21 protein-coding genes are annotated in these 23684 nt (G+C 61.2%); 3 read left to right on the top strand and 18 right to left on the bottom strand.

What is annotated here, in order from left to right:
* Positions 1-13 precede the first annotated feature (13 nt).
* The 13 genes from D8U18_RS21365 to D8U18_RS21425 are packed head-to-tail and all read right to left on the bottom strand — an operon-like array spanning position 14 to position 15262.
* Positions 14-1933 carry a hypothetical protein gene (locus D8U18_RS21365; RefSeq protein ID WP_131108365.1) on the bottom strand — a complete coding sequence of 640 codons (1920 nt, stop codon included), beginning with the start codon at positions 1931-1933 and terminating at the stop codon, positions 14-16.
* Positions 1930-3234, bottom strand: coding sequence for an oligosaccharide flippase family protein (locus D8U18_RS21370; RefSeq protein ID WP_130905100.1), 1305 nt, complete (start codon positions 3232-3234; stop codon positions 1930-1932). The genes D8U18_RS21365 and D8U18_RS21370 overlap by 4 nt, the downstream gene beginning before the upstream one ends.
* The gene (locus D8U18_RS21375; protein WP_131108366.1) at positions 3231-4232 is read right to left on the bottom strand and encodes a polysaccharide deacetylase family protein; all 1002 of its coding nucleotides are present in this window, start codon (positions 4230-4232) and stop codon (positions 3231-3233) included. Before D8U18_RS21375 ends, D8U18_RS21370 begins: the two co-directional genes overlap by 4 nt.
* A 12-nt stretch (positions 4233-4244) precedes the next feature.
* The gene (locus tag D8U18_RS21380; protein ID WP_056856847.1) at positions 4245-5381 is read right to left on the bottom strand and encodes a glycosyltransferase; all 1137 of its coding nucleotides are present in this window, start codon (positions 5379-5381) and stop codon (positions 4245-4247) included.
* Positions 5374-6342, bottom strand: coding sequence for a glycosyltransferase (locus D8U18_RS21385; RefSeq protein WP_131108367.1), 969 nt, complete (start codon positions 6340-6342; stop codon positions 5374-5376). The genes D8U18_RS21380 and D8U18_RS21385 overlap by 8 nt, the downstream gene beginning before the upstream one ends.
* On the bottom strand, positions 6339-7706 hold the full coding sequence (locus D8U18_RS21390) for an O-antigen ligase family protein (protein ID WP_056856845.1): 1368 nt from the start codon (positions 7704-7706) through the stop codon (positions 6339-6341). The genes D8U18_RS21385 and D8U18_RS21390 overlap by 4 nt, the downstream gene beginning before the upstream one ends.
* Complete coding sequence (locus D8U18_RS21395) at positions 7703-8800, bottom strand: glycosyltransferase family 4 protein (RefSeq protein WP_131108368.1); 1098 nt, start codon at positions 8798-8800, stop codon at positions 7703-7705. Before D8U18_RS21395 ends, D8U18_RS21390 begins: the two co-directional genes overlap by 4 nt.
* Before the next feature lie 2 nt (positions 8801-8802).
* Entirely contained in the window at positions 8803-10395 is a 1593-nt protein-coding gene (locus tag D8U18_RS21400) for a Wzz/FepE/Etk N-terminal domain-containing protein (protein ID WP_056856844.1), read from the bottom strand.
* A 17-nt stretch (positions 10396-10412) separates the two neighbouring features.
* Positions 10413-11438 carry a polysaccharide biosynthesis/export family protein gene (locus D8U18_RS21405; RefSeq protein WP_131108369.1) on the bottom strand — a complete coding sequence of 342 codons (1026 nt, stop codon included), beginning with the start codon at positions 11436-11438 and terminating at the stop codon, positions 10413-10415.
* Between the two features lie 23 nt (positions 11439-11461).
* The gene (locus tag D8U18_RS21410; RefSeq protein ID WP_056856842.1) at positions 11462-12109 is read right to left on the bottom strand and encodes a CpsD/CapB family tyrosine-protein kinase; all 648 of its coding nucleotides are present in this window, start codon (positions 12107-12109) and stop codon (positions 11462-11464) included.
* A complete protein-coding gene (locus tag D8U18_RS21415; RefSeq protein WP_130905095.1) occupies positions 12109-12855 on the bottom strand; it encodes a sugar transferase in 747 nt (248 codons plus the stop codon). The genes D8U18_RS21410 and D8U18_RS21415 overlap by 1 nt, the downstream gene beginning before the upstream one ends.
* A complete protein-coding gene (locus tag D8U18_RS21420) occupies positions 12852-13913 on the bottom strand; it encodes an NAD-dependent epimerase (protein WP_131108370.1) in 1062 nt (353 codons plus the stop codon). The genes D8U18_RS21415 and D8U18_RS21420 overlap by 4 nt, the downstream gene beginning before the upstream one ends.
* The gene (locus tag D8U18_RS21425; protein WP_056856839.1) at positions 13910-15262 is read right to left on the bottom strand and encodes a UDP-glucose/GDP-mannose dehydrogenase family protein; all 1353 of its coding nucleotides are present in this window, start codon (positions 15260-15262) and stop codon (positions 13910-13912) included. Before D8U18_RS21425 ends, D8U18_RS21420 begins: the two co-directional genes overlap by 4 nt.
* Positions 15263-15651: 389 nt before the next feature.
* On the opposite strand from D8U18_RS21425, the gene D8U18_RS21430 reads away from it, so the two are divergent.
* Positions 15652-17349 (top strand): sulfatase-like hydrolase/transferase, encoded by a 1698-nt coding sequence (locus D8U18_RS21430; RefSeq protein WP_131108371.1) that lies wholly within the window; start codon positions 15652-15654, stop codon positions 17347-17349.
* A gap of 116 nt (positions 17350-17465) precedes the next feature.
* Here the strand turns inward: D8U18_RS21430 and D8U18_RS21435 are convergent, their stop codons facing one another.
* A complete protein-coding gene (locus tag D8U18_RS21435; protein ID WP_130905092.1) occupies positions 17466-18521 on the bottom strand; it encodes an AraC family transcriptional regulator in 1056 nt (351 codons plus the stop codon).
* A gap of 71 nt (positions 18522-18592) precedes the next feature.
* Between D8U18_RS21435 and D8U18_RS21440 the strand changes: the two genes are divergently transcribed.
* Positions 18593-19507 carry a LysR family transcriptional regulator gene (locus D8U18_RS21440; RefSeq protein WP_130905091.1) on the top strand — a complete coding sequence of 305 codons (915 nt, stop codon included), beginning with the start codon at positions 18593-18595 and terminating at the stop codon, positions 19505-19507.
* A 48-nt stretch (positions 19508-19555) separates the two neighbouring features.
* Here the strand turns inward: D8U18_RS21440 and D8U18_RS21445 are convergent, their stop codons facing one another.
* Complete coding sequence (locus D8U18_RS21445) at positions 19556-20482, bottom strand: LysR family transcriptional regulator (protein ID WP_241664347.1); 927 nt, start codon at positions 20480-20482, stop codon at positions 19556-19558.
* Positions 20483-20575: 93 nt separating this feature from the next.
* On the opposite strand from D8U18_RS21445, the gene D8U18_RS21450 reads away from it, so the two are divergent.
* Entirely contained in the window at positions 20576-21415 is an 840-nt protein-coding gene (locus D8U18_RS21450) for an AraC family transcriptional regulator (protein WP_130906487.1), read from the top strand.
* Positions 21416-21492: 77 nt separating this feature from the next.
* On the opposite strand, the gene D8U18_RS21455 is transcribed toward D8U18_RS21450, so the two are convergent.
* From D8U18_RS21455 to D8U18_RS21465, 3 genes are all read right to left on the bottom strand, one after another.
* The gene (locus D8U18_RS21455) at positions 21493-22401 is read right to left on the bottom strand and encodes a ChaN family lipoprotein (protein WP_131108372.1); all 909 of its coding nucleotides are present in this window, start codon (positions 22399-22401) and stop codon (positions 21493-21495) included.
* A 41-nt stretch (positions 22402-22442) separates the two neighbouring features.
* A complete protein-coding gene (locus tag D8U18_RS21460; RefSeq protein ID WP_131108373.1) occupies positions 22443-23210 on the bottom strand; it encodes a heme ABC transporter ATP-binding protein in 768 nt (255 codons plus the stop codon).
* The coding region (locus D8U18_RS21465; RefSeq protein ID WP_131108374.1) for an iron ABC transporter permease at positions 23210-23684 on the bottom strand (475 nt) is incomplete at its 5' end. The genes D8U18_RS21465 and D8U18_RS21460, both read right to left, overlap by 1 nt.

Consider the following 23684-nt stretch of genomic DNA (forward strand, 5'->3'; position numbering starts at 1 on the left):
AATCGAGCGACAGTCATGAAGCGTTCCAGCTCAAGGTGAAAAGGGTTTGCCCTGGCAGCTCGAAGCTCACGCGACCGTCGGTGCATTTGAACGGTGCGTCGCGGCTGCGGTTGTCCGCGCCGAAGTAGCGCAATGAGCCAGCGGCTAGTGGGCATGCCGCGCCATTGAGGCTGACATGCTGCAAGCGCGAGCCTTTGTTGACCCCTAGCAAGCTGCGTTTGAGGTCGTCGGCCATGGCCAGCACATCGACCTCGAAAGCGTTGTTTTCCAGGCGCACCACACGCTGCAGCCAATGCTGGCCGATGAACTGCTGGGCGAGGGCGACCGGTTTGAGTTCGAAATGGTCGTCGCCCAGCATGCGCAACATGCCCTTGGGGTATTCAGGCTCGTCGGCGGCCTGGAACCAGTTGAGCATCTCCAGCAAACCGTCCTGGGACGCGTTGATCACCACTGAAGTCCACCACAACGAGGTGAAGTGGGTTTCCTGATCATAAGGGCTCAGGCTTGATCCGCTGGACAGGTTGGTCTGGTCCAGCAGCAAGGCCTTGCGGGGCCGGCCGTCGGCATTGAGCCCGACAAGGTCGGCGGCGCGACGCACGCTGTCGCGATAAACCCGGGTGGCCAGCAGATCGCGAATCATCCACTCGTGCCAGGCCAGGGCATCGATCTGATCGCCGGACTCCTTCAGCAGGCGTCTGGCCCAGTCGATACCACGCTTGTCGGCGGCGTTGTCGGCGAACGGGCCGTTGACCAGCCGCGAACTGGCCGGCATGGCAATGCGCACGCCAGCCTTGGCGTTGTCCGGATTGCTGCGCACCTGGCGGGCCATGCTGGTGAAAATGCTTTGGTAGCTGGCGTAGTCCGGGTAGTTGAGGTTCGGCTCATCGGCAAAACCGATGTAATGGGTGCCTTTGCCGCCGAGGGCGCGGGTCGCGGCGAGCCAGGCGTCGAGGCCGGCGTTGCTGGTGGTGTCGGCGCGCAGATCGGCCTGGCGCTGACTGCCGGCGAGCAGGGTGATGTCCTGGGTAATGCCGAAGCGATCCTGATACAGCCGGCGGAAGGCGTCTTCGTAATGCGGCTGTTTGGCCGTGATGTCGACGAAACTGTAGTAAGCGCCGGCCTGGGGCTTGATGGCGTCGAGCACCGCATAACTGGAAGGCGGCGGCATCACGTAGGGCAGGGCGATACCCAGGTTCGGTGTGTTGCCGAGTACGTCCTTGTGCACGGTCAGCCGGGTTTCACCGTCGTCCTCACGCACCGGTTTGAGCTGCTGCGGATTCTGCGCGAACAGGTTGGCCGTACCATCGAGCCAGAACGCTGCCTTACCGCTGCCTTGCAGGCGCAGTCGCCAGACCTGTTCGGTGTCGGCCACGGGCAAGGCGACCTGATCGAATTGCCAGTAGGCACGGTAGGGTTTGAGTGCCAGCGACAATTGTTTGCCGTCGCCGACACGTTGCGCTTGCAGAGCGCCGACGCCGCCGTGGAACTTGCCTGCCAGCACGGCTTGCTCGCCAGCCGCCACCTTGAAAAACAGCTCGTCGCCATCGCGGGTTTCGGCGCTGAAATGCACTTTGGCCGGGGCGAACAATGCCACCGTGCGCTCGTCATGTTCGACTTTGTAGCGACGGAAGCTGTAGCCGGGGATCTCCAGTCGATAACTGCTGGCACCGGGCAACAGCGGCCAGCTCTGGGTGCCGCGGGTTTCAGTGGCGGCAATCAGTCGCTCGCCCGCCAGACGACCTTTGCCATCGAGCAGGTAAAGGCGTTCTTCGTTGGCATCCGCCTGCCACGCCGGGACCCAGCGCACGGTCACGTTATCGGGACGATCTGCTTGCAGGTACAGGCTGCCGTCACGAATGTCGGCCCAGCGCATCGGCCCGGCATAAGCGTCGAGCGACAGACCCAGACTCACCGCCAGGGCAAAATATCTCATGCCGACTTCCGTTGCAGGATTTGCAGCATCGGGGCGACGTCGCTGGGCAGGATGATCAGAACTTGCCACAACGGCACATGGCTCAGGCGGCAATACATCACCAGCAAGGCGATGGTCACCGCCAGGTAGGCGATGGACGACGCCGCGGCAGCGCCGACGATGCCGTAGGCGGGGATCAGCACCAGGTTCAACGCCAGGTTGAGCAATGCCCCGAGGCCCATCAGCAGTGAAATCGAACCGGGACGATCCTTGCCCAGCAAATCCAGGCGCAGGATGCTCGCGTAGCACAAGCCCAGCAGCCCCGGCAGCAGCGCGAGCAAGGCGGGATAAGCCGGCTGATAGGCAACGCCGAACAGGGTGACGATCAGCCATTCGCCGATCACCGCCATGGTCAGGCATGCGCCGAGCATCACCGTGGCCGTCAGGCGCAGGGCCAAGGGCGTGACTTTCTCAATGCCTTCTTCCTGTTGCAGCAGGCGTTTCATCAACGGCGTGGTCACCGCTTCCGGGACGATCAGCAGCAACTCGGCGGCGGCGCTGGCCATGGCGTAATGACCGAGCGCGGTGCTGCCGAGCAAGGCGCCGATGAACAAATAGTCAGAGCGCAAAATCACTTGCTGGAACAGCAGGTCCGGATGGCTGCGGGCGCTGAAGCGCAGCAGTTCGTTCTGGCTGGCGCGGTCCCATTGCAGGGTCAGCGGTTGATTGCGCTTGAGCCACAGCCAGCCCACCAGCACCACCAGGCTGATGCCCGCCAGCCAACTGATCAGCGCCGCTTCCAGTGCGGCGCTTTTCCACATCCAGAACAACCCCAGAAACAGCAGCAGCGGTGCCAGCGACTCGATCAGGCGCAGGACGTTGAACGCCACCACGCCGCCCGAGGCGTTGTGCAACGTCAGCAGCCCGCTCTTGAGCACGGTCAGCGGCACCGCCAGCAGCAACAGCCAGGCCAGCAGGCCGAGTTGCGTGGTGATGTCCAGTTCGCTGCCGAACTCACGGGTCAGCGCCACCACCAGCAAGGTCAACAAACCGGCGAGCAGACAACCGAACACCAATACCTGGCTGAGCAACAAGCCCATCGGCCGTTGCTTGGCCGCCTGGTAACCCACCGCCGAATTCAGCCCACCACTGGTGGCGGCGCTGATCAGGTCCGGCAGGGTGCTGAGCAAGGCGAACAGGCCGCGTTCGCTCGGCCCGAGAATCCGCGCCAGCAACACATTGCGCAGCAGGCGCAAACCGATCATCGCCAGTTTGGTGCCCATGCTCAGCGCCAGGTGTTTGAGATAATGGCTGCGACTCATGGGCGAGCCCCACGGTAAATGCGCCAGGACAACAAATCCGGGTTGCGCGCGGTGCGCTGACTGACGCCGAAACGCGGCAGGGCCAGCGGATTGCTGACGCCCCGGTAGATTCCGGTGCCGGTGCCCAGGGCAAACGGGAAGTCATGGTCGGCCACGTGTTGCCTCACCCGCTCGTCGTTGTCGCCGTTGGGATAGCAGTAGACCGGCAACGGCCGGTTGCAGCCGTTGAGCAATGCCTGGCGACTGCGGGTCAGTTCTTCGTCCAGGGTTTGGTCGTCGAGGCCGGTGAGGATCGCGTGACTGGCGCCATGGGGACCGAAACGGATCAGGCCGCTGGCTTCCAGCGAACGCACCTGTTGCCAGTCGAGCGCTTGCGGCAACGACTCTTGCGGGCACTCGTCGGTCAGGCGATTGAGGTCGCGAGGAGACAGGGTTTTCAGGTTCTGCAGAAAGTGCAGCAATGCCAGGCTGCGCCGTTGCACGTCCGGGTCATCACACAGCTCCGGCAGTGGCCGACCCAGTTGCTGCAAACATTCGATCAGGTGCATGCGGGCTTTTTCACCGTGGCTGTTCCACAGGGTTTCGCCGATGCTTTCCCACCAGAAACGCTGGCGGCTGCCGATGAAGTCCGTGGACAGGAAGATACTCGCTGGCACTTGGTATTTGTGCAGCAGCGGGAACGCGTTCACCGCGTTGTCGCGCCAGCCGTCATCGAAGGTCAGCGCCACTCTCGGCCGCTCGGACCGCAGGCTGCCGGGTTGCAGGATTTCCATCAACGGCACGCAATCGAAGTGTTTTTTCAGCCAGGCCAGCAGGTGCTCGAAAGCCTGCGGCCCGACGCACAGTTCATTGCGGTGGGGCAGGTTGGCGGCGCTGTCGTTGGCCAGCACCCGATGCAGCATCAGGATCACGCCGGCACCCTGCAATTGCTGGCGCCCCACCGAGGAGTTGAGGTAGAGCCAGCCGCTGGTGCGTTTTAGTAATTGTTTGATCGCCATGGCACGTGCCTCTCATCGATTTTGCTCGGGGTTCCATTGCGCATAACGCTGACCGCGCAGGAACTGCCACAGACCGATGCTCATCCCGGCAAGGGTCACCAGGAGGAATGCGGCGAGGCGAAAGGGTTTGGGCAAGCGATGCTGCGAGTCGAGCAAGCCGATGATGGCCGCGGTGTATCCGAGCAATTGCGCAACCAGGGTCCAACGATAGAAAACGTGGTCGTCCCACAGCCAGAAATTGCTCAACAGCAGTGGCAACAACAGGATCGGCGCCAGGCGGCGTATCAATTTGTGGCTGATCAGGGCAATCGCATACAAGCCATGCTTCAGCGGGTTGAGCAGTTCGCGACGCTGGGCCAGGCTCTGCAATCCACCCACGGTGACCCGCTGGCGACGGCGGAATTGCTTGTCCGCCTCATCGACGCCGGTGTCGATCACCCGGGCTTCGGGCACGTAGATGATCCGCTTGAACGCCACCGGCGCGCAGGTGCTGATAAAGAAGTCGTCATTGACCTCCGCCGGCACGTTCTGGAACAACTCACGACGCAGCGCGAGCAGGGCGCCGTCAGCGGAGACCATGCAACCGGTACGGTTTTCCACGTAGCGCAGCCAGCCTTCGTAATGACGATACAGACTGTCGCCGATGCTCAGGCCTTTGCCGGTCACGGGGATCAGCATGTGCCCGGCACACGCGCCTACCTGAGGGTCGGCCAGTGGTGCGAGCAAGTGGCCCAGCGTGTCGTGGGACCATTGATTGTCGGCATCGGTGAACACCAGAATCTCGCCACGGCTCAGCGCTGCGCCGGCATTGAGCGTCGCGGCCTTGCCCTGGCGGGGCAGGTCGAGCACGGTAATACGCGGATCGGCGACCTTGCGCGCGCAGGCAACGGTGTCGTCGGTGGAACCATCGCTGGCCAGAATGATTTGCAGCGAACGCGCCTGATAATCCTGGGCCAGCACGGTGCGCAGTTTTTCTTCGATGTGCCGCGCCTCGTTGTGCGCGGCAATCACGATGCTCACGTCCATTGGCGCCGCCGGACCATGCCGGCGTGCGGCGAAGAGCGGCGCGAGCAGGGTCAGCAGCAATGGGTAACCGAGGTAGGCGTAGACCGGCAACAACAGGCACAACCAGAAAATGAATTCAGCCACGGGCGGGCCTCCTGGCATTCCAATGACAAAGACTGAGAATGAACGCGGCGCCGGCCAGGTGCAGGCGCACCCAGTGCAGGCCCCACAGTTGCACCGTCAGGCACGGATTACGGTGTTTCACGGTCTGACGCACACTCAGTACCAGCGCGGGTACTGTGGTCAGCAGCACCATGATCAATGCATGGTGAGGAAAGCCGTCGAGCAAGGCGGATATCGCCAAAAAGTCCAGTAGCCAGGCACCCAGCGACAGCAGTGGGAAGCGCAGCAGACGCAGGCTCAGGCCGTGGGTGCGCAGCAGTTGCAGATGGCTGCCCTGGCGCCACATTTCCTTGCCCATCCATTCGCGCCAGTTCATTTCGTAACCCCAGTGCAGCGCGACGTTTTCGTTGATCGATATCAGCCGCGCGCCCTGGGCGGCCTGACGCAAGGTGAAGTCCTTGTCCTCGCCCGTGCGCAGGGTCTCGTTGAAGCCGCCGACCTTGTCGAACCACTCGCGGCGCATCAGCAGGTTGGCGCTGGTCAGCCAGTCCACCGATTGCACGGTATGGCGCGAAGGACGCAGGGTGCGCCGTTGCCAGGCGGTGGCGTACCAGGGCGCCTGCGCCGGGGTGTGCAAGTCCAGGCTAAACACGTCGGCGACACCGGCGTCCTCGAGTTTCAGCAGATGGGTGAGCCAGTCTTCAGGCATTTCGATATCGGCATCGAGGAAGGCCAGCCATTCCCCCGTGGCCACCTCTGTGCCGCGGTTGCGCAGGGCACCGATCAGCACACCCGGAACGACCAGCACGTGTGCGCCGAACTGCCGGGCGATCTCCGGACCCTGATCCTGTGAGCCGTTGTCGACCACGATCAACTCGCATTCCAGGTCTGCAACGTTGGCGGCACTTTGCGCTGCCAGCAGGGTCCGGGCGATGTGCCGTGCTTCGTTGTACATCGGGATGACGATACTGATGCGGCTCATGCCTTGGCCTCCAGGATTGGACTTTCTTCGGCTTTCAGACGCAGGACGCTGGTCAGGGCAAGCATGATCCAGACGTACTTTTGATTCGGGGCACTGAGGAACATCAAGAACAGCGTCAATGACAGGAAACTCATGCCCAGGTGGGTCATCAGGTCGGCCTGCTGCCAGTTGCGCCGCTGCATCCAGGCGCGACGGGCGCGCATCAAGTTGTAGAACCCGAGGGCGAGCATGCCGACGAACAACAGGCCGGCGGGAATCCCCAATTCACTGAAGATCTCCAGATAGGTGTTGTGGGCACGGCGGTACAGGTCGCCGACTTTGCGGTTGGCGGAGAACGCCTTGGCGTAACCGGTGGTGGCGTAGTGCAGCGGGAAGGTTCCGGGGCCGGTACCCAGCAACGGATTTTCGCGGATCATCTGGCTGCCGACGACGATGTACGAGGCGCGGCGCCCGAGAGATTCGTCCTGCGCCTTGGCCCCGGAACTGAGGATGCTCAGAGACTGGATGCGCGCGACATAACCGGCGGGCATCGCGTAGATGGCCAACGGAATCACGATGGCCAGCCCCAGCATGGCAAAACCCAGGTGACGCGGGCGAATGCGTGGCAGCTGCGCACGATAGTGCCACGCACCGATCATCAGGCTGAGAAACAACACCACCAGGCCTGAACGGGACTCGGTCTTGGTCATGCCGCCCAGCAGCAAGATAAAGCAACCCAGCCAGAACAGTCGTTGCAACATTTGCGGGCTGCGGATCATCAGCAACAAGGCCAGCGGCACGGCAAACGCGATCAACATCGCAAAGGCGTTCGGGTCTTCCAGCAGACCGGCGGCGCGGCCCTGATCCTGATACTTGCTGGAAAACATCGCCAGCGCGCAGGTGAGGGTGACACTGAGGGTCACCAGCCTGGCGAACAGATCCAGATTCAATTCACGGCCGATCAACAGCGTGATCACGAACAGAATGAGCCCGACGCTGATTTCCCGCAGGTGCCCCAGCGACATGCCCAGGTCATCGGTGGTCAGCATACTCAGCAGATACAGCGCCATGAAGCCGATCAGCAAGCGCCAGATGTTGCTGCGCAAGCGCTCGGATGGAATGTGGTGCAAGGCCAGTTGCAACATCAGGATCAGCGCCAGCGACGCGCCGATCAGCTTGGTGCCGGACAACGCGCTGTCCTTGAAGAAACCTTCGAGCGGCACCAGCGCCGCAATGCCCAACAGGCCCCAGGCGGGCTTGCGGAACAGCACGGCAACGCCCACCAGGCCCAACACCGCTCCCGGCGCCAGAAATGGATAAGGGCTGGCCAGCAAAGCGAGGCAGACCAGACCGAAAAAACTGACGATCGAGAGTGGAAAAATCACGCGCGTGCCTCCCGTGCAGTACGGATATAAAGCTGCGACCAGCGTTCGGCCAAGGCCTTGAGGTCGTAGCGATCCAATTGTGTGCGTCGTGCGTTGTCGAGCAGCTTGCGGGCCAGTGCCGGGTCACGCAGCAGGGTACCGATCTGCCGGGCGAGGGCGGCACTGTCGGCGGGTGTTGCCAGCAGGCCGTTGTGCCGGTCTTCCAGCACATCGGGAATCCCGCCGACACCAAACGCAACCACCGGCACCCCGGCTTGCATGGCTTCGAGCAGAATCATTGGCGTGCCCTCGGTGCGCGAGCTGATGACCAGCGCATCGAGTTGTCGCCACCACGCACGCATGTCGTTCTGGTACCCCGGCAGCGTGATGCGCTCCTGCAAACCCGCCTCGTTGATGCGCGCCAACAGGCAGTCCCGTTCCGGGCCGTCGCCGAGCATCACGGCGTCCAGTTGCGGGTACTGCTGGCACAGCGGAATCAGCGCATCGAGGAACAGGTCCGGGCCTTTTTCACTGCTCAGCCGGCCGACGTAACCGGCCAGCCAGCGTGGCCGTTGGGCGTTGTGCGGTTGCAGATCCTTGGCGGCGGGCAAGCCGTTGGGGATCACTTGCAGCTTCTCGGCACAGACACTGGCCTGACGGTGCAGTGCGGCAATGCTTTCGGCGACACAGACCACGCGATTGACCGACGCGGTCCGGCACAGTTGCAGGCTCAGCCAGGTGTAGAACTTCTGCTTGCGACTGCGCGGAGTGAAGCCGTGCTGAGTGATCACCAGCGGCAGGCGCAACAAGGTTGCGCCCACCCAACCGTACAACAGACCCTTGAAATTGTGCGTGTTGATCAGCGGCCGCTCGGTCCGTCGCTCACGCAAATGCGCAAGCAACGCCCCAAGACCGGTGCAACCGCGGCAGTCGACCCCCGCCTCGCGAAACCGGGCAAGCAACTCGTACGGTGCATCGAGAAACAGCACCTGGTGTTGCCCCGGCGTCGCCAGGCAATGATCGAGCAGCATGCGCTCGGCCCCATAGAAGCCGCCACTGCTGAGCAAATGAATGATCGGCAATGATGGCTTGCTGTGGTCAGAGGGCAGGGACATGTTCAATTGCGCACCCAATGGACGAAGCTCGGTACGCTCCAGTTTCTGTGCGGATTGCCTGGCTCCACGTTCTGATCGTTGATCACCAGCAGTACCGGCAGGCCCAGTTCGTGGGTGATCTGCGCTGGATGCTTGAAGCGATGATCGAAGAACTCACGTACGTAGACGAAGGCAATCGCCAGCAACAGCCCGGTGAACAAGCCGAACGGAATGATCAGCAGCGGCTTGGGGAACGCCGCCTCGGTCGGTTCGAACGGTGGGCTGAGCACTCGGGCGTTGGACAGGTCGTTGTCCAGCGAACGAGCAGTGCTGCTCTCGGCAAAGCGCTGGGCGTAGGTGGAGAAGGCCGCGTGCAGAGCGTCGATCTCGGTGTCCTTCTGCCGCAACTTGCTCTGGGTTTCCTGCAACTGGCGGATGCGGTTCTTGAACTCGGCAATGCGTGCGGTTTTCTGGTCGATCACCGAGCTGACAATCGCCAGGTCGTTGGTACGTTCCTGAATCCGGTTGCTCACCACCTTGAGGAACTGCTGGCGGGTGCGGGCGATTTGCTCGCGGGTCAGCAGCATCGGTTCACTGCCGGGCTGGAAGATCGCCAGGTCGTTCATGTAGCGGCTGACCTGGCTGGTCAGCGCCTCACCCATCTGCTTGATCTCGCGATCCTCGAACGCCACGTTGTCCACGGTGGTGGTGAAGGTGTAGGGGAAGGTGTAGTCGTTGAGCTTGGAGTCCTTGGCGGCGGCCAGGCTGGTTTTCAGGTAGTCGAGCCAGCGTTGGCTTTGCAGCAGGCGATCGCGGTACAGGTTGAGCGCTTGCTCTTCGGTGTTGATAGCGTTGAGGCGGAAGGTGATCTCTTCCTTGGGATCGGACGAGCCGACCGCGCCGAGCAAGGTCTGCCGCTCGTCTTCCAAACCGTTGAGGCGCACCTGGTATTGGGTCTTCTTGGTTTCGTAGAAGCTCTGTGGCAGGTCGATCGATTGCAAGGCCTGACGGCTCACCAGGTAGTTTTGCAGCAGCGTCGCGACAAACTTGGTGCCCTGGGTCGGGTCAGGAAAGCTGTAGATGATCGAGATCACGTTGGAGCCCGGCAGGGTTTCGATCTTCAGACTATCGATAGCCTCTTGGGTCAGGGAATCGAGTGCGGTGTCGCGCACCGGATCGGTTTCCATGCCCAGCGCCGACTTCAGCGGGTTGACCACGTTTTCACGCAGCGGCGTGCTGACATATTTCTTGAACGGTTGCGCCAACAGTTTATTGAGCATGCCCGGAGGCGGGGTGTATTCACCCTTGTCGCGCAACTCGCTGATGGTCTGACGGATCAGGGCCGGCGAGCGCAGGATATTGCTCTCGGTTTCCATGTCGGCCAGTGACGGTGGGATGAATTGCGCGTTTTCCTGGGTCAGCGACGTGGTGGCGTCACCCTGGGAAAGTTTTTTCGACTGCACGATCACCTGGGCGGTGATATCGAAGCTCTGTTTGAGCAACAGCGGCAGTACCAGTGCGATCACTGCAAAGACCAGGAATACGCGCTTCACCAGTTGTTTGTTGGCGAAGAAGATCCTGAAGAACTCGTGCAGGTAGTTTTCCTTTGGATTCATGTCGGGTCACCTGAGAGTTAGTTGCTGTCACTGTCTTTGTTGTCGACGCGGTAGCCGAAGCTGAAGCCCACACCCTGGAACAGCACCACGTCCGCCAGTTGCCGTGCGAGCTCACCGGCGCTCGCCAGTTTGGTCTTGGGCACATAGAGCATGTCGTCCGGTTGCAGGTAGGCGATCTGTGAGGCATCGCCGGACAGGGCTTTTTCCACGTCGTAACGGCGGGCCTGGACCTGATTGCCGTTGCGACGCATGATCACCACCGAATCGAGGCGCGCCTTGACGTTCGAACCACGGGCCAGGGTCAGGGCTTCAAGCACCGAGACCGGACGGCGGATCGGGTAGGAACCTGGCTGGCCGACTTCACCGAGCACATAGATTTCGTTACCTGCGGTGGACTTGAGCAGCACGTCGACCGTCATCCGGCCCGGCAGTTGTGCGTACCTCTTGTTGAGGAAGTCTTCCAGTTGGTTGACGGTCATGCCTTGCAGTGGCACCGCGCCGATTTCCGGGAAACTCGCATAACCGTCGGTACCCACGGTGATCTCGCGGCTCATGCCGGTGGCCGGGTGGTTCAGCGCGCTCTTGAGGTTCGACTCGTTGCTCAGCGGGCTGATGACCTGCACGGTCAGTTGGTTGCGGTTGGGCTGGAACAGTTGTTTGCGCTGGTAGGCACGCTGGATTTCCTGGCGTGCTTCTTCGGACGAAAGCCCGGCGATTTTCACCGAGGTGTTGGCGCCCGGCAGTTCGATGGTGCCATCGGGCAGCACCAGTTGATTGCCGTTGAGCTGACTGGCAGCGGTGAAGTTAAGACCGATCTGGTCACCGGACTGAATGCGGTAGGCATCCGAGCCGCTGGTGCTGATGTGGAAGATCACGTCCAGCACGTCCTGTGGGCGCAAGGTCTGTTCGATCTTGGGCATGTCGGTGGCCTGGGCGTTGGCCGGTGAGGCGGTAAGAATATTGACCGGCATGTTCTGGGTTTCGGAAGTGCTGGAGCAACCTGCAAGCGGCAGCAACAGCAGGACAAGCATCTTGGCGTTCATGGCGTCATCCTTTTTGCGAGGGCTTACAGGTTTTTGTACAGCCACTTGGGCATGTAGTACTTGCGTCGGTTGAACACACTGCCGACCAGTTTCGCCCCGGCCTGGGTCAGGCGTTGAACCGCCGCCTGCGCCACTTCCCAGCGTGTATCTTCCGAGCGCACGACCATGATCACGCCGTCCACCTGGGTACTGATGACCAGCGTGTCGGCGGCCGAATACACCGCGTCACCGTCGATCACCACGAAGCGGTACTGACTGCCGAGCTGATCGAGCAACGGGCTCAGGCGCTCCGGTGTCAGGTGTTCACTGCCCCGGGCGAAGCGCCCGAACGGCAGCACGTGGAAGGGCAGGCTCGACACGTTGACCACACAGTCCTGCAACAGCGGCGGACTTTGCTCGTTGAAGAGCAGGTCGCGAAAGCCGCGCTCCTTGCTCAGCCCCAGTTGTTGGGTGAGGTTGGTCGCGGACTGGCTGGCGTCGACCAGCAGCACTTGGCCGCTGCTCATTTGCGCCAGTTGGCTGGCCAGCGCCAGGGCACTGGTGGTGGTGCCCGCACCGGGGTTGGCCGCGGTCAGGAGCAGGATGCGCAGATCCTGATCCAGCACGGCCGACGTCAGGTTGGACTCGCTGGGGTTGGCGATGCTGAGGCTTTTAGCAGTTGAACCGTCCATTAGCTTGCTCCGTGGCCGCTGAATACTTTGAAGGGGGTTTTCAACAGAATCTTCAGATCAAGCAGCAGGCTCTGCTCGGCGATATAGCTGAGATCCAACTCAACGCGCTGGTCGAAGTCGATATTGCTGCGCCCGGAGATCTGCCACAGACCGGTCATGCCGGGGTAGATGCTCAGGCGCGCGAGATGATTGTCCTTGTAGCGATAGGCGTTGAACGAGGTTGGCCGTGGGCCTACCAGGCGCATGTCGCCGGTCACCACATTGATCAGGTTTGGCAGTTCGTCGAGGCTGGTACGGCGCAGGAAACCACCGATGCCGGTGATCCGCGGGTCCTTGTCGATCTTGAAGTCGATGGCGTCGGCACCGTGTTTGTTCAGGTGGCGCAGCGACTCTTTGAGCTCCTCGGCATTGGCGACCATGGTGCGAAATTTGTACATGCCAAACAGACGGCCGCGGTAACCGGTGCGTTTTTGCACGAACATCACCGGCCCGGGGCTGGTGAGCTTGATGGCGAGCGCCAACACCAACAGCATTGGCGAGATCAGCACCAGGATCACCAACGCGCCGAAACAGGCGAACACCCGGTTGGTACGCGACAACGTCCATGGCCGACCACCGTCACGCCCCGTCACCCAACCTCGACCCTGCATGTGAATAGCCGCGTCGAGGCGCATCCGGTGCTCGGGGTCAAGGCGCTTGTCACGGCGCATCTGTTGGAGCGGTACTCCTTGTTCATGTCCAGTCATTGAGCATTCCTCCGCTGGAATTCAGCCGCGAGCGGCGCAGGGGCAACAGGCAGTGGGTAGTAGTCGCGAAACCAGGCGATGAAACGCCCGAGTCCCTCATCCAGCTCGATACGGGGCTGGAAACCGGTGGCGCGGGCCAGGTCGCTGGCGTCGGCGCAGGTGTTGAGAACATCGCCGGGCTGCAGTGGCAGCAACTCGACCAGGGCTTTTTGCCCCAGGTGTTTTTCCAGCAATGCCAGGTAGTCCTTGAGCTCCACCGGGTGCTGGCCGCCGATGTTGTAGATCCGCCATGGCGCCATGCTGCTGGCCGGGTCCGGTTGTTCGCGGTCCCAGGCGGCGTTGGCTTGCGGTGCGCGGTCGATCAGCCGGGCGATGCTTTCGATGATGTCGTCGATGTAGGTGAAATCGCGCTGATGCTCGCCGTAGTTGAACAGCTTCAAGGGTTGCCCTTGGGCAATCGCCTGGGCGAACTGAATCGGCGACATGTCCGGCCGACCCCAGGGACCGTACACGGTGAAGAAGCGCAGACCGGTGCAGGGAATGCCGAACAGATGGCTGTAACTGTGGGCCATCAGTTCGTTGGCTTTCTTGGTCGCGGCGTACAGCGACAGTGGGTGATTGACGCCGTCCTGCACCGAATACGGCGTGTGCTGGTTGGCGCCGTACACCGAGCTGGATGAGGCGTAGATCAAATGCTTGACCGGGTGCCGGCGGCAGCTTTCGAGAATATTGAGGAAACCGTTCAGATTGCTGTCGAGGTAGGCCCGCGGATTTTCCAGCGAGTAGCGCACGCCGGCCTGGGCCGCGAGGTGAATCACCACCTCGGGTTGTTCCTCGGCGAACAATGACTCGATGGCCGCGACATCGGCCAGGTCAACCGTAGAGAGCTGGAAAGGGCCGACCTGCTCCTGCACCCAGTGCACGCGGTCGTGCTTGAGTTGCGGGTCGTAGTAATCGTTGAAGTTATCGAGCCCGGATACCTGATGCCCGTCGCGCAATAGCCGCAACACACAATGGGCACCAATGAAGCCGGCGGCTCCGGTCACGAGAATCTTCATGGACGCGGCGCCTCGGGTACGACGTGACGCAGGCCGATACCGCTGTAGTGCAGGCCGGCCGCCGCGACGTGTTCGGGGTTATACAGATTGCGTCCGTCGATGATCACCCGCGAACGCAGCTTGCTCGCCAACAGGTCGAAGTCGACCACACGGAAGTTCTTCCACTCGGTGCAGATCACCAGCGCATCGGCATCTTCCAGAGTGTCGTCGCGGGTAGCACACAGGTGCAGGTCGTTGCGATAGCCATAAATGCGCCGGCATTCGGACATGGCTTCCGGATCATAGGCCTGCACGCTGGCGCCTTCGGCCCACAAGGCTTCCATCAGATAGCGGCTCGGTGCTTCGCGCATGTCATCGGTATTGGGTTTGAACGCCAGGCCCCAGATCGCGATGGACTTGCCGGCCAGCCCCTGCGGGAACTGCGCCTTGAGTTTGCCGAACAGAATGTGCCGCTGGCTGTCATTGACGTCGGTGACGCTGCGCAACAGTCGCAGCGGCATGCCATTGTGTTCGGCGGTATGCAGCAGGGCGCGCAAATCCTTGGGGAAGCACGAACCGCCGAAGCCGCAACCGGGATAAATGAAGTGGTAGCCGATGCGTGGGTCCGAACCGATACCCTTGCGCACCGCTTCGATGTCGGCGCCGAGCAATTCGGTGAGGTTGGCCAGTTCGTTCATGAAACTGATGCGGGTGGCGAGCATTGCGTTGGCCGCGTACTTGGTCAGTTCGGCACTGCGGTTGTCCATGAACATCAGCTTTTCACGATTGCGGCAGAAGGGCGCGTACAGCTCGCTCATCTGATTGCGGGCCTCGTCATCGTCGGTGCCGACGATAATCCGGTCCGGACGCATGCAGTCGGCCAACGCACTGCCTTCCTTGAGAAACTCGGGGTTGGAAACCACCCGCACCGTCAGCGCGCCCTTGTCCCTGCGTTGCAGTTCAGTGCGGGCAGTGGCAGCGACCTGGTCAGCGGTGCCGACCGGCACCGTGGACTTGATGATCAGGGTGCGGTCAGCTTCCATGTGGTTGGCAATCTGCCGGGCCACGTTCAGCACATGGCTGAGGTCGGCGGAACCGTCTTCATCGGCGGGCGTGCCGACGGCGATGAAGATCAGCTCGGCGTGCTCGACCGCGTCGCTGGCCTGGGTGGAGAACAGCAACCGGCCGGCCTTGATGTTTTCTTCCAGCGTTCCGGAAAGTCCCGGTTCACTGATCGGCGGTACGGCTTGTTGAAGTTGCTTGATCTTATTGGGATCAATGTCGACACATAAGACGCGATGTCCGACATCGGCCAGTGCCGCTGCTTGTATCAGGCCAACATAGCCCGTACCAAATACGCTCACGTCCATATTGGCGTGCCTCGTAAGACGGTGGAAAGATCAGAAATGAGACTGTCAAAAGGGGTATAGCCCAGCCTTGGAAAAGCGTGTCAGCAAAATGACATGTTAAAAGAGTAAGACATCCCCAGTTTTGGGGGGCCAATTGCCATCAAAGGCTTGTGGCAGTTGGGTTTACCGCGAATTTGAGCGACGGAAACTAATTCAAGGAAAGCGATAAACGGTCGTAAGGCTTGAATTACAAGGCTTGTAGGCACTTGAGTGTGTCAGATTTGAGACGATTTTTTTTTGACGCTTTCATCTCTTTTACGTCATTTCTTGCGCTTTGATGGCCCGGTGCTAGTGTCAAAAAATGGCCGACTACTTATTGACCTTCGGCGTGAATGCAGACCGGAAAGACAATGATTCGATATCTCAAAGAACTACTCATAGCTGTCTATTTGATCACCCATTACGACTATTACTTTGGGCGTATCAGTGCGATCGGAATCAGTTATCCATTAGTTCTGTTCGCGGGAATGTTCGTTGTATTGACAGTTGCACTGTTCATGTCGGCTTATATTCGACAAACAATTATTCGATATTTGTTCGCTCTCGGCCTCTTTGCCTCGGCGCTATTCTTTGATGTGTATACGCAGGTCACTGCGGATTACCTGACATACAGCAGCTTTGTCTCGATGGTGTATTCCGGTGGTTTTATCCAGGAAGCGCTCATCCAGTACCGCGATGCGATCATCAGTGGTGTGCTGGGTGGTTTGCCGCTGCTGCTCGGTATCGGTTTGAAGCCACGTCGGCGCTGGCCTGTTCCCGGGACGGTGTTGGTGGCGGCACCGTTGATGGGGGTGCTGCTGCTCAGCGCGGTGCTGTTCGTGCGCGCGGGCGAGGGCGCACGGGGTCTGCCACAGATGTACACGCCACTGGCTTACTTGAACCTGTTTGCCTATGAATCCCTGCACAACACCGTTGGCCCGCGCGAACCGGTGAGCCTGGCGCGCGTCGATCAAGCGGTGAACCACGACATTGTGCTGATCATCGACGAGAGCATTTCCGGCAATTACCTGGACATCAACGCGCCATTCGGCGTGCACAGCAATCTCAAGCAGCCGCGCCCCGGGGTCGACATCTTCAACTACGGCTACGCAGCCGCGATCGCCAACTGCAGCGCCGACACCAACATCACCTTGCGTTATGGCGGGACCCGCGCCGATTACATGCGCATCAACAGCACGCAGCCGTCTATTTGGCAGTACGCGAAAAACGCTGGTTTGCGTACGGTCTACATCGACGCCCAGCGCACCGGCGGCAATCTGCAGAATCTGATGAACGATACCGAGAAAAAAGACATCGATGAATTCGTGCAATTCGACCAGACCAGTGTGCGCGAGCGCGACATGGCCGCAGCGGCGAAACTGATCGAACTGCTCAACGACGACAAGCCGCAATTGGTGGTGATGAACAAGGTCGGCGCGCATTTCCCGGTGCACGATAAATACCCGGACGCGTACATGGCCTACCGCCCGACATTGCCTCGCGGACAGTTCACCGAAGTGGCCGACACCGGTGAACGCAATGGCTTTAACGGCCAGCCGGATGACTGGTTGCTGTATCGCAATGCTTACAAAAACACCTTGTTGTGGAACGTCGGCGAGTTTTTCTCACGGGTGTTTGCCCAGGCCAACTTGAACAACGCGCTGCTGATCTACACCTCCGATCACGGACAGGATTTGCATGAACGGGGCAATCCCGGCTTGAACACCCATTGCGGTGGCGACCCGGTGGAAGAGGAAGGGCTGGTTCCGCTGGTGGTGATCCAGGGCAGCGGTTTGAAAACCCTCGATTGGCAGGTGCAACTGGCCGCCAACAAGGATCGTTCGAGTCACTACAACATTTTCCCGACCTTGTTGCAGTTGATGGGCTACGACCTGGCGGGCGTCGAGGCGGTGTATGGCAAGCCGCTGAGCGTGGCGACCGGCGATGAGTTCACGTTCAACTATCGGTTCAATGCGCGGCTGGGGGCCAAGCCCGAGTGGAAGCATATCGATCTGAACAGCATTGTGACGCCGGAGCAGGCGGCTACCAGCTTGGCGGTGGGGCAGTAGGATTTGTAGTGTTTGGTCTGGCCTCATCGCGGGCTTGCCCTTCGGGTTTAACTCAGGTGTTGTGTACACCCGATAACCCTGTGGGAGCGAGCCTGCTCGCGATGGGGCCAGTTCATTCAACCCAGAACTGACGGCTGCGCCCACTTGGCCCGATACACCCCCGGCGCACACCCGAACCAGCGCAGACAGGCACGGTTGAAACTCTGCACATCGCTGTAACCGAGTCGGTCGGAAATCTCCACCAGTTCCAGGTCCGCGCCCTGCAAATAGTCCTCGGCCCGGCAGCGGCGATACTCATCCAGCAATTCTGAAAAACTCCAGCCCAACGCCTTCAAGCGTCGTGCCGCCGTGCGCTCAAGCAAATGCCGAGCACTGCAGAACTGTTGCCAGTTGGCATTGGCGAGGTCGGCGATCAGGTGATCGCTCACTTGCTCCAGCAAGGTCGGTTCGCTGTTGCGACGGGTTTGCTCCAGCAAATCGATCAGGGTGTTTTCCAGTTCATGATTGCCAGGTGTCAGCGCCGTGACGAACAGCTCGGAATCGAGACGGATCCCATGCTGTGGTGCCCCCCAGCCTACCGGTACGCGGAACGCCTGCTCATGCAGTTCAGGGCTGTTCGTGCAGGCACACGCCAGATCGACGCCAAGGATCGGGTCGCGTTCAAGGCCGCTGGCCAAAAATTTGCGCCGCAGCATGCTGCACAGGCTGATGAGGATGTAATCGGCGCTCGGCGCACTGATCCTGACGCTGCCACGTTCGAGCAATTGCAGCTGTACATCGTGTTCGCCGCGCACAATCCGTGCCTCGAAGTGCCCATTGAAAAACGGGAAGAAGCGCACGAAATACTGGCACGCGCTGTCCAGCGTCGCGGCCACGTCGAACAGATAGGTCAGACCATTGGTGGCGGTGGAAACAAAGCGCCGGCCTGCCGCCAGACCGATCAACGGGTCGCCGGTCTGTTCTTGCGCAAACGCCCAGAAACGCCGCGACAGGAAGAGTGGCACGCGCATGAACGGCGTGCGCAACTCGAACAGGCTGCGCCGGAACAGCGCTTCGATACGGTCGCGGGCAACCCCGCGGGCCAGCAACTCCTCGATGGCCGGCAGCAAGGTCGGGGCATAGAACGCATTGGGCAAAGGTTGCTTGCACGATGCCTGATCGCTTTTTGTCATGTAGGGCTCACGGCGTCTGGCGAAACACTGGTTAGGCTGCGCGACGTTAAGCGATTTGCCGGAGCAAGACCATGCTTGATTTACGCCAGCTCGACCTGAACCTGCTGCTCGCCTTCGATGCAATCTACCAGCAGCGCAGTGTCACCCGCGCCGCCGAAGTGATGTGCCTGTCGCAACCGGCCATGAGCAACGCATTGCGCCGCCTGCGCGAGTTATGCGGCGACCCGCTGTTCATCAAGAGTCGCCTGGGCGTGACCCCGACGCTGGTCGCCCATCGCCTGGCCGATTACGTGCGCGCTGCATTGGAATCCCTGCGCGACGGCTTGCGGATGATTCCCGCCGCACGGCAGAACAATCCGCTGTTGCGCATCAGTTGCCTGGATTGCCTGCAACCGGTTTTGCTCGATGCCTTGCTCGAATCGCCCCACGCCGACTGGCAGGTCCGCTACTTCCAGCCACGTCGACGCGATGCCTTGCAGGAACTGTCGAGCGGCAAACTGGACATCCTGATCGACCTCGACCAACCCCTGGCCGGGTTGGCCGGCTTGCATAAACAGGTATTGCCCGCCGATCGCTATGTGTTCGCTTACGGCGCCGCGTTGAAGGAGCCGCCGAGTACCTTGCAAGCCTATTTGCAGCAACCGCAGATCCAGATTTCCAGCCGCCGCGACGGGCTCAGCCCGGTGGATTTGCAACTCGGCCTGAAGGGGTTGCGCCGTACACTGGCGGTAAGCACCCAAAGCACGCTGGCGGCGAAGGTGATGGCCGACCGGCATCCGTTCGGCATGAGCCTGCCGAGCCGGGTTGCCGGTGCATTGGGGTTGCAACATGTGCCGTTGCCGTTTGAGGAGCCGGTGGAGTTGAAACTGGCGCTGTACATCGAAGCGCGCTATCGCTTCGAGCGCAGTCGTGAGGAAGCGATGCATTGCCTGCTGCGGGCTCTGGGTGAACCTCGTTCGGTGCAAGCATTGGCACGCCGGGCCTGATGCCGCGCCCCGAAATCCTAGGAGTCAGCCTGCTGGCCCCCACCGGGTTTACATCGAGGTCGCTGCCAGCAAACGCTCATCGACCCGCACTATCGCCTCCATCATTGCCAGCGCTGCGGGTGTCAGGGAATAGCCGACGCGACTGACGATGCCGTAATGCAGAAGCAGACCAGGGTCATCACTGGGCGCATCGACAAATTCCAGAAGCTGTATCAACCCTTGTTCGACCTGTTCGGCGAGCGCTTCCATGGTAGCGATGCCTACCGCATCGGAGCGTCTCACCACGCGGCAGATGGCATCGAATTGAGCGCATTCGACAGTGGGATTGAAGTCCGGCTCGCCCTGGGCGTCGGCGAGGATTTTGCGGATCATCGGCGGAATGCGGGTGCCCACGACGGCGTAATCGAGCAGGGCGCGCAAGGACAGGTTTTTGCGCTTGGCCAGGGGATGACCGATACGACAGAAAAAACGCCCGCGCCGCGGTCGCAACAGTTGCACGTGGTATTGCGGATCACCGGTGAAATAGCGCGCATCGGCCACCAGGAATTCGATCTGTTGCTCACGCAACCACAACGCCAGTTGTTGCCAATCGCCCTGATGGAAGCTGATGCGGATCGCCGGATGGGCCTGGATAAATTCTGCCAGGGCTTCGGGTACCAATAATTGAGCCGGATAGGGGCCGCAACCGAAACGCAACTCGCCGCCGGTCAGGCCGTTGTACTGGGTAAGTTCGTTGTGCAAGGCCTGACTGCCGGCGAGCAAGCGGCGAGCATGTTGCAGCACCAATTCGCCTTGACCGGTCAGACGGAATTCGCGACTGCTGCGTTCCACCAACAGGCAATCGAGGTCCCGTTCGAGGGTCTGGATGCTGCGACTGAAGGCCGGCTGGCTAAGGTTGATCGCCTCGGCTGCGCGACCAAAGCTGCGGTAGTCGGCCAGTGCAACCAGATGGCGAAGCTGGCGTAGATCCATCATGCGTCTCCTGCATTGCGTAGATACTTTTAATGCATTGGATCGATATCACAGAGGCTGGCATAAGTACACGCCTGTCTTTCGTTGTAGCGTGCCATGACCAGTCAACCGTTCATTTCCAGCGCCTTCACCCGCACCATCCTCAGCCACGCCCAGCAGTCAGGGCTGTGTCGTGATCAGTTGCTCAAGCGGGCCGGTATCTGCCTTTCGTTACTGGACGGGCAAGGTTCACAGGTGCCGGCGCACCTGGTCGAGGAGTTGTGGAGTGAATGCGAGCGGCTGGGTGCAAGCGCAACATTCGGCTGTGAACTGGTTAACGGCATGGCCACCACCACCCTGCAAGGCTTGAACATTCTGCTCGATTCCGCCGCGACCCTGCGCGCCAGTCTGCTGTGCTTCACCGAGTTTCTGCCCCGAGTGACCAATTATGTTCAGGCGCAACTTGAGCAAGTCGATGGGCAGGCCCACCTGCACTTGCGCAGCGTTTACCGGCTACCACATTTTTTTGGGCTGGATGCGGCGACGTTGAGCCTGGTGCGCAACATCGCCCGACGACTGGGGCGGGCACCGGGTGAGGTTTTTTGCGCAGTGACCCTGACGTCCGAGCAGGCGGCTGGCGAGTGGTTGCGCGGTGTCGGGGTTGACGTGAAGCGCGGACCTCATCCGTGCCTGAGCCTGCCGCTGGCCAGTCTCGATGAACCATTGCTGGGGGCTAATCCGTTTTTGCATCAGAGCATGTTGCGCCACTGGCAGACTGAAGCTTCACAGCACGTTCGCGGTGACAGTCTGGAGTTGGCGCGGCATTGGCTGACGGCGGGGGACCAGCCCATCGAGCGGATTGCCGAACGGCTTGGGTATCGGCAACCGAGTAATTTCATTCGGGCGTTTCGCAAGCGGTTCGGGATTACGCCGAAGCAGTTTCGGTTGGGCCTGTGAGGTTTTCCTGGCGCACGGCCGAAAAGATCCTTCCAGGTGATGGACTAATCAAACTCTCCACAACTTTACGCGGCACGTTATCGCTGCATTGTCGATGACGTGCCGCCACGCAAGCTCGCGCAGTGATCCTGCTCCGGTTGCGCGGCGGTGTACCACACATAATCCGCGCTTTCTGCTGTCACGGTCTTGCCTGCTTCGGCCAGCACCAGCACCGCGTTACCTTTGCCGGCACCGAGGTCTTTGAGGTGCAGTGGCACACCGAGATCCTTGCGCACATGAAACGCGCCGGCCAGTAACAGTGCAGGCGTCGGTGCCGTTGACAGGCGTTCTGCCATGTGACGGTCACGCTGTTGCTGTACCGCCAGCATTGCCGGCATCTGTGATTCGGGCAGAAGGCCGCAATGGGATTCCCGGATGTCCTCCAGCAAAGTCGCTTGTACCTGTTGCGTGGTGGACGCTTCGCCGCTGAGCGTCGGTCGCTGTTGGTAAATCTGCATGATCTGCGCCCGGTCGAGGTTGGCCGACAGCAGCGGGTAGGGCTGGCTTAGGGCGTAAGTCACCACGGCACCGTAAACACTCCAATCCCAATTGGCTTGCCAGGAGAGCGCCTGATAGACATTGGCCGGTGGCTGACCGGCGCGGGTATCGGCCTGCGCGGCGTCGACTTTCGCCTGTTGATCGGGGTTGAGCATTTCCATCAGCAGACTGCCTTGCGGACGCCGCGCCGCCAGTTGGCGCAGCAGCCACAGTTGCAGGGCATGGTGATCAGGATTGTCGTGTTGCTCACCGACCAGCACCCGTGGCGCAGCCGCCAGGCGTTCGACCAGCGCTTGCGGGGTGAGGGTGCGGCCGGTGGCGAGTTCACGGATCACCCGGTGGTCAGCGTGATCGCGACCTTGCGGGGCGATCGGCGCGGGTGGGGCAGTGACGGAATGGGATTGGCAGGCAGCCAGCAGACTGACCAGGCATAACAGCAGAATGCGCATTGGTTTTCCTCATCAGACATGGCCTTTCGCACGCCGGGGAATCAGCGCGCGATAATCAAAGGGTGGCCGCGTTCCGGGTGTCGGTGAATCAGCACTTGCAGCCCGTACACCGCTTCCAGCGCTTGAGCGGTCAATACTTCATCCGGTGGGCCGCAGGCGTGTGGACGACCGTCTTGCAACAGCAGCAATTGATCGCAATAACGTGCCGCCAGGTTGAGATCGTGCAGGATCACCAGCACCGCCGCACCGCGTCCGGCAAAATCGCGCACCGCTTGCAGGAGGGTGTGCTGGTGCAGCGGGTCGAGCATCGAGGTCGGCTCGTCGAGTAACAGAATCTGCCCCTCGGCGCCCGGCCACAGTTGCGCGAGCACCCGTGCCAGATGCACACGCTGGCGCTCGCCACCGGACAACGCCAGATAACTGCGCCCGGCCAGGTGCAAGGCGTCGGCGGCACTCAGGGCTTCGGCGACAATTTGCGCATCGCGCACACGTCCGCTGGCATGGGGCAGACGGCCCATGCCCACCACTTCATTGACCGAGAAAGCGAAGTTCAGGCTCGAACTCTGCGGCAACACGGCCAGGCGTCTGGCCCGCTCCTGGCCCGGCCAGTCAGCGAGTTTGCGCCCGTCAAGGCTGACCGTGCCTGCGCTGATCGGCAACTCATCGCAAAGGGCGCCGAGCAGGGTGCTTTTGCCCGCGCCGTTAGGCCCCAATACGCCAAGTACTTGACCCGGACGCAAGTCGATATCGATGTCGGCCAGCACGGTGCGGCTGTCGCGTCGGACCAGCAAATTGTTTGCCCGCAGCATCAGGCACGCCCTCGCACCAGCAGGTAAAGGAAGAAGGGCGCGCCGATGAGCGCCGTGACGATACCGATCGGCAATTCGGCTGGCGCCAGCAGCAGTCGGGCGACCAGATCGGCCAACAACAGCAGGCTGGCACCGGCCAGCAACGAGGCCGGTAACAAAACCCGATGATCCGGGCCGACCAGCAGGCGCATCAGGTGCGGCACCACCAGGCCGATAAAACCGATCAGGCCTGCCGCCGCCACGGCGGCACCCACACCCAGCGCCGTGCACAGCACCAGTTCGAGTTTGATTCGCTCGACATTGAAACCCAGGTGCCGGGCTTCCGATTCGCCGAGCAACATCGCATTGAGTGCCGCCGCGCGCCGTGGCAGCCACAACGCCACGCCCACTGCCACGATCAGCAACGGCCACAAGCGCGGGTAACTGGCGCCGTTGAGGCTGCCCAGGTTCCAGAAGGTCAGGGTGCGCAGCGTG

This window comes from Pseudomonas sp. Sample_10 (genome assembly GCF_004321495.1).
Taxonomy (GTDB): Bacteria; Pseudomonadota; Gammaproteobacteria; order Pseudomonadales; family Pseudomonadaceae; genus Aquipseudomonas.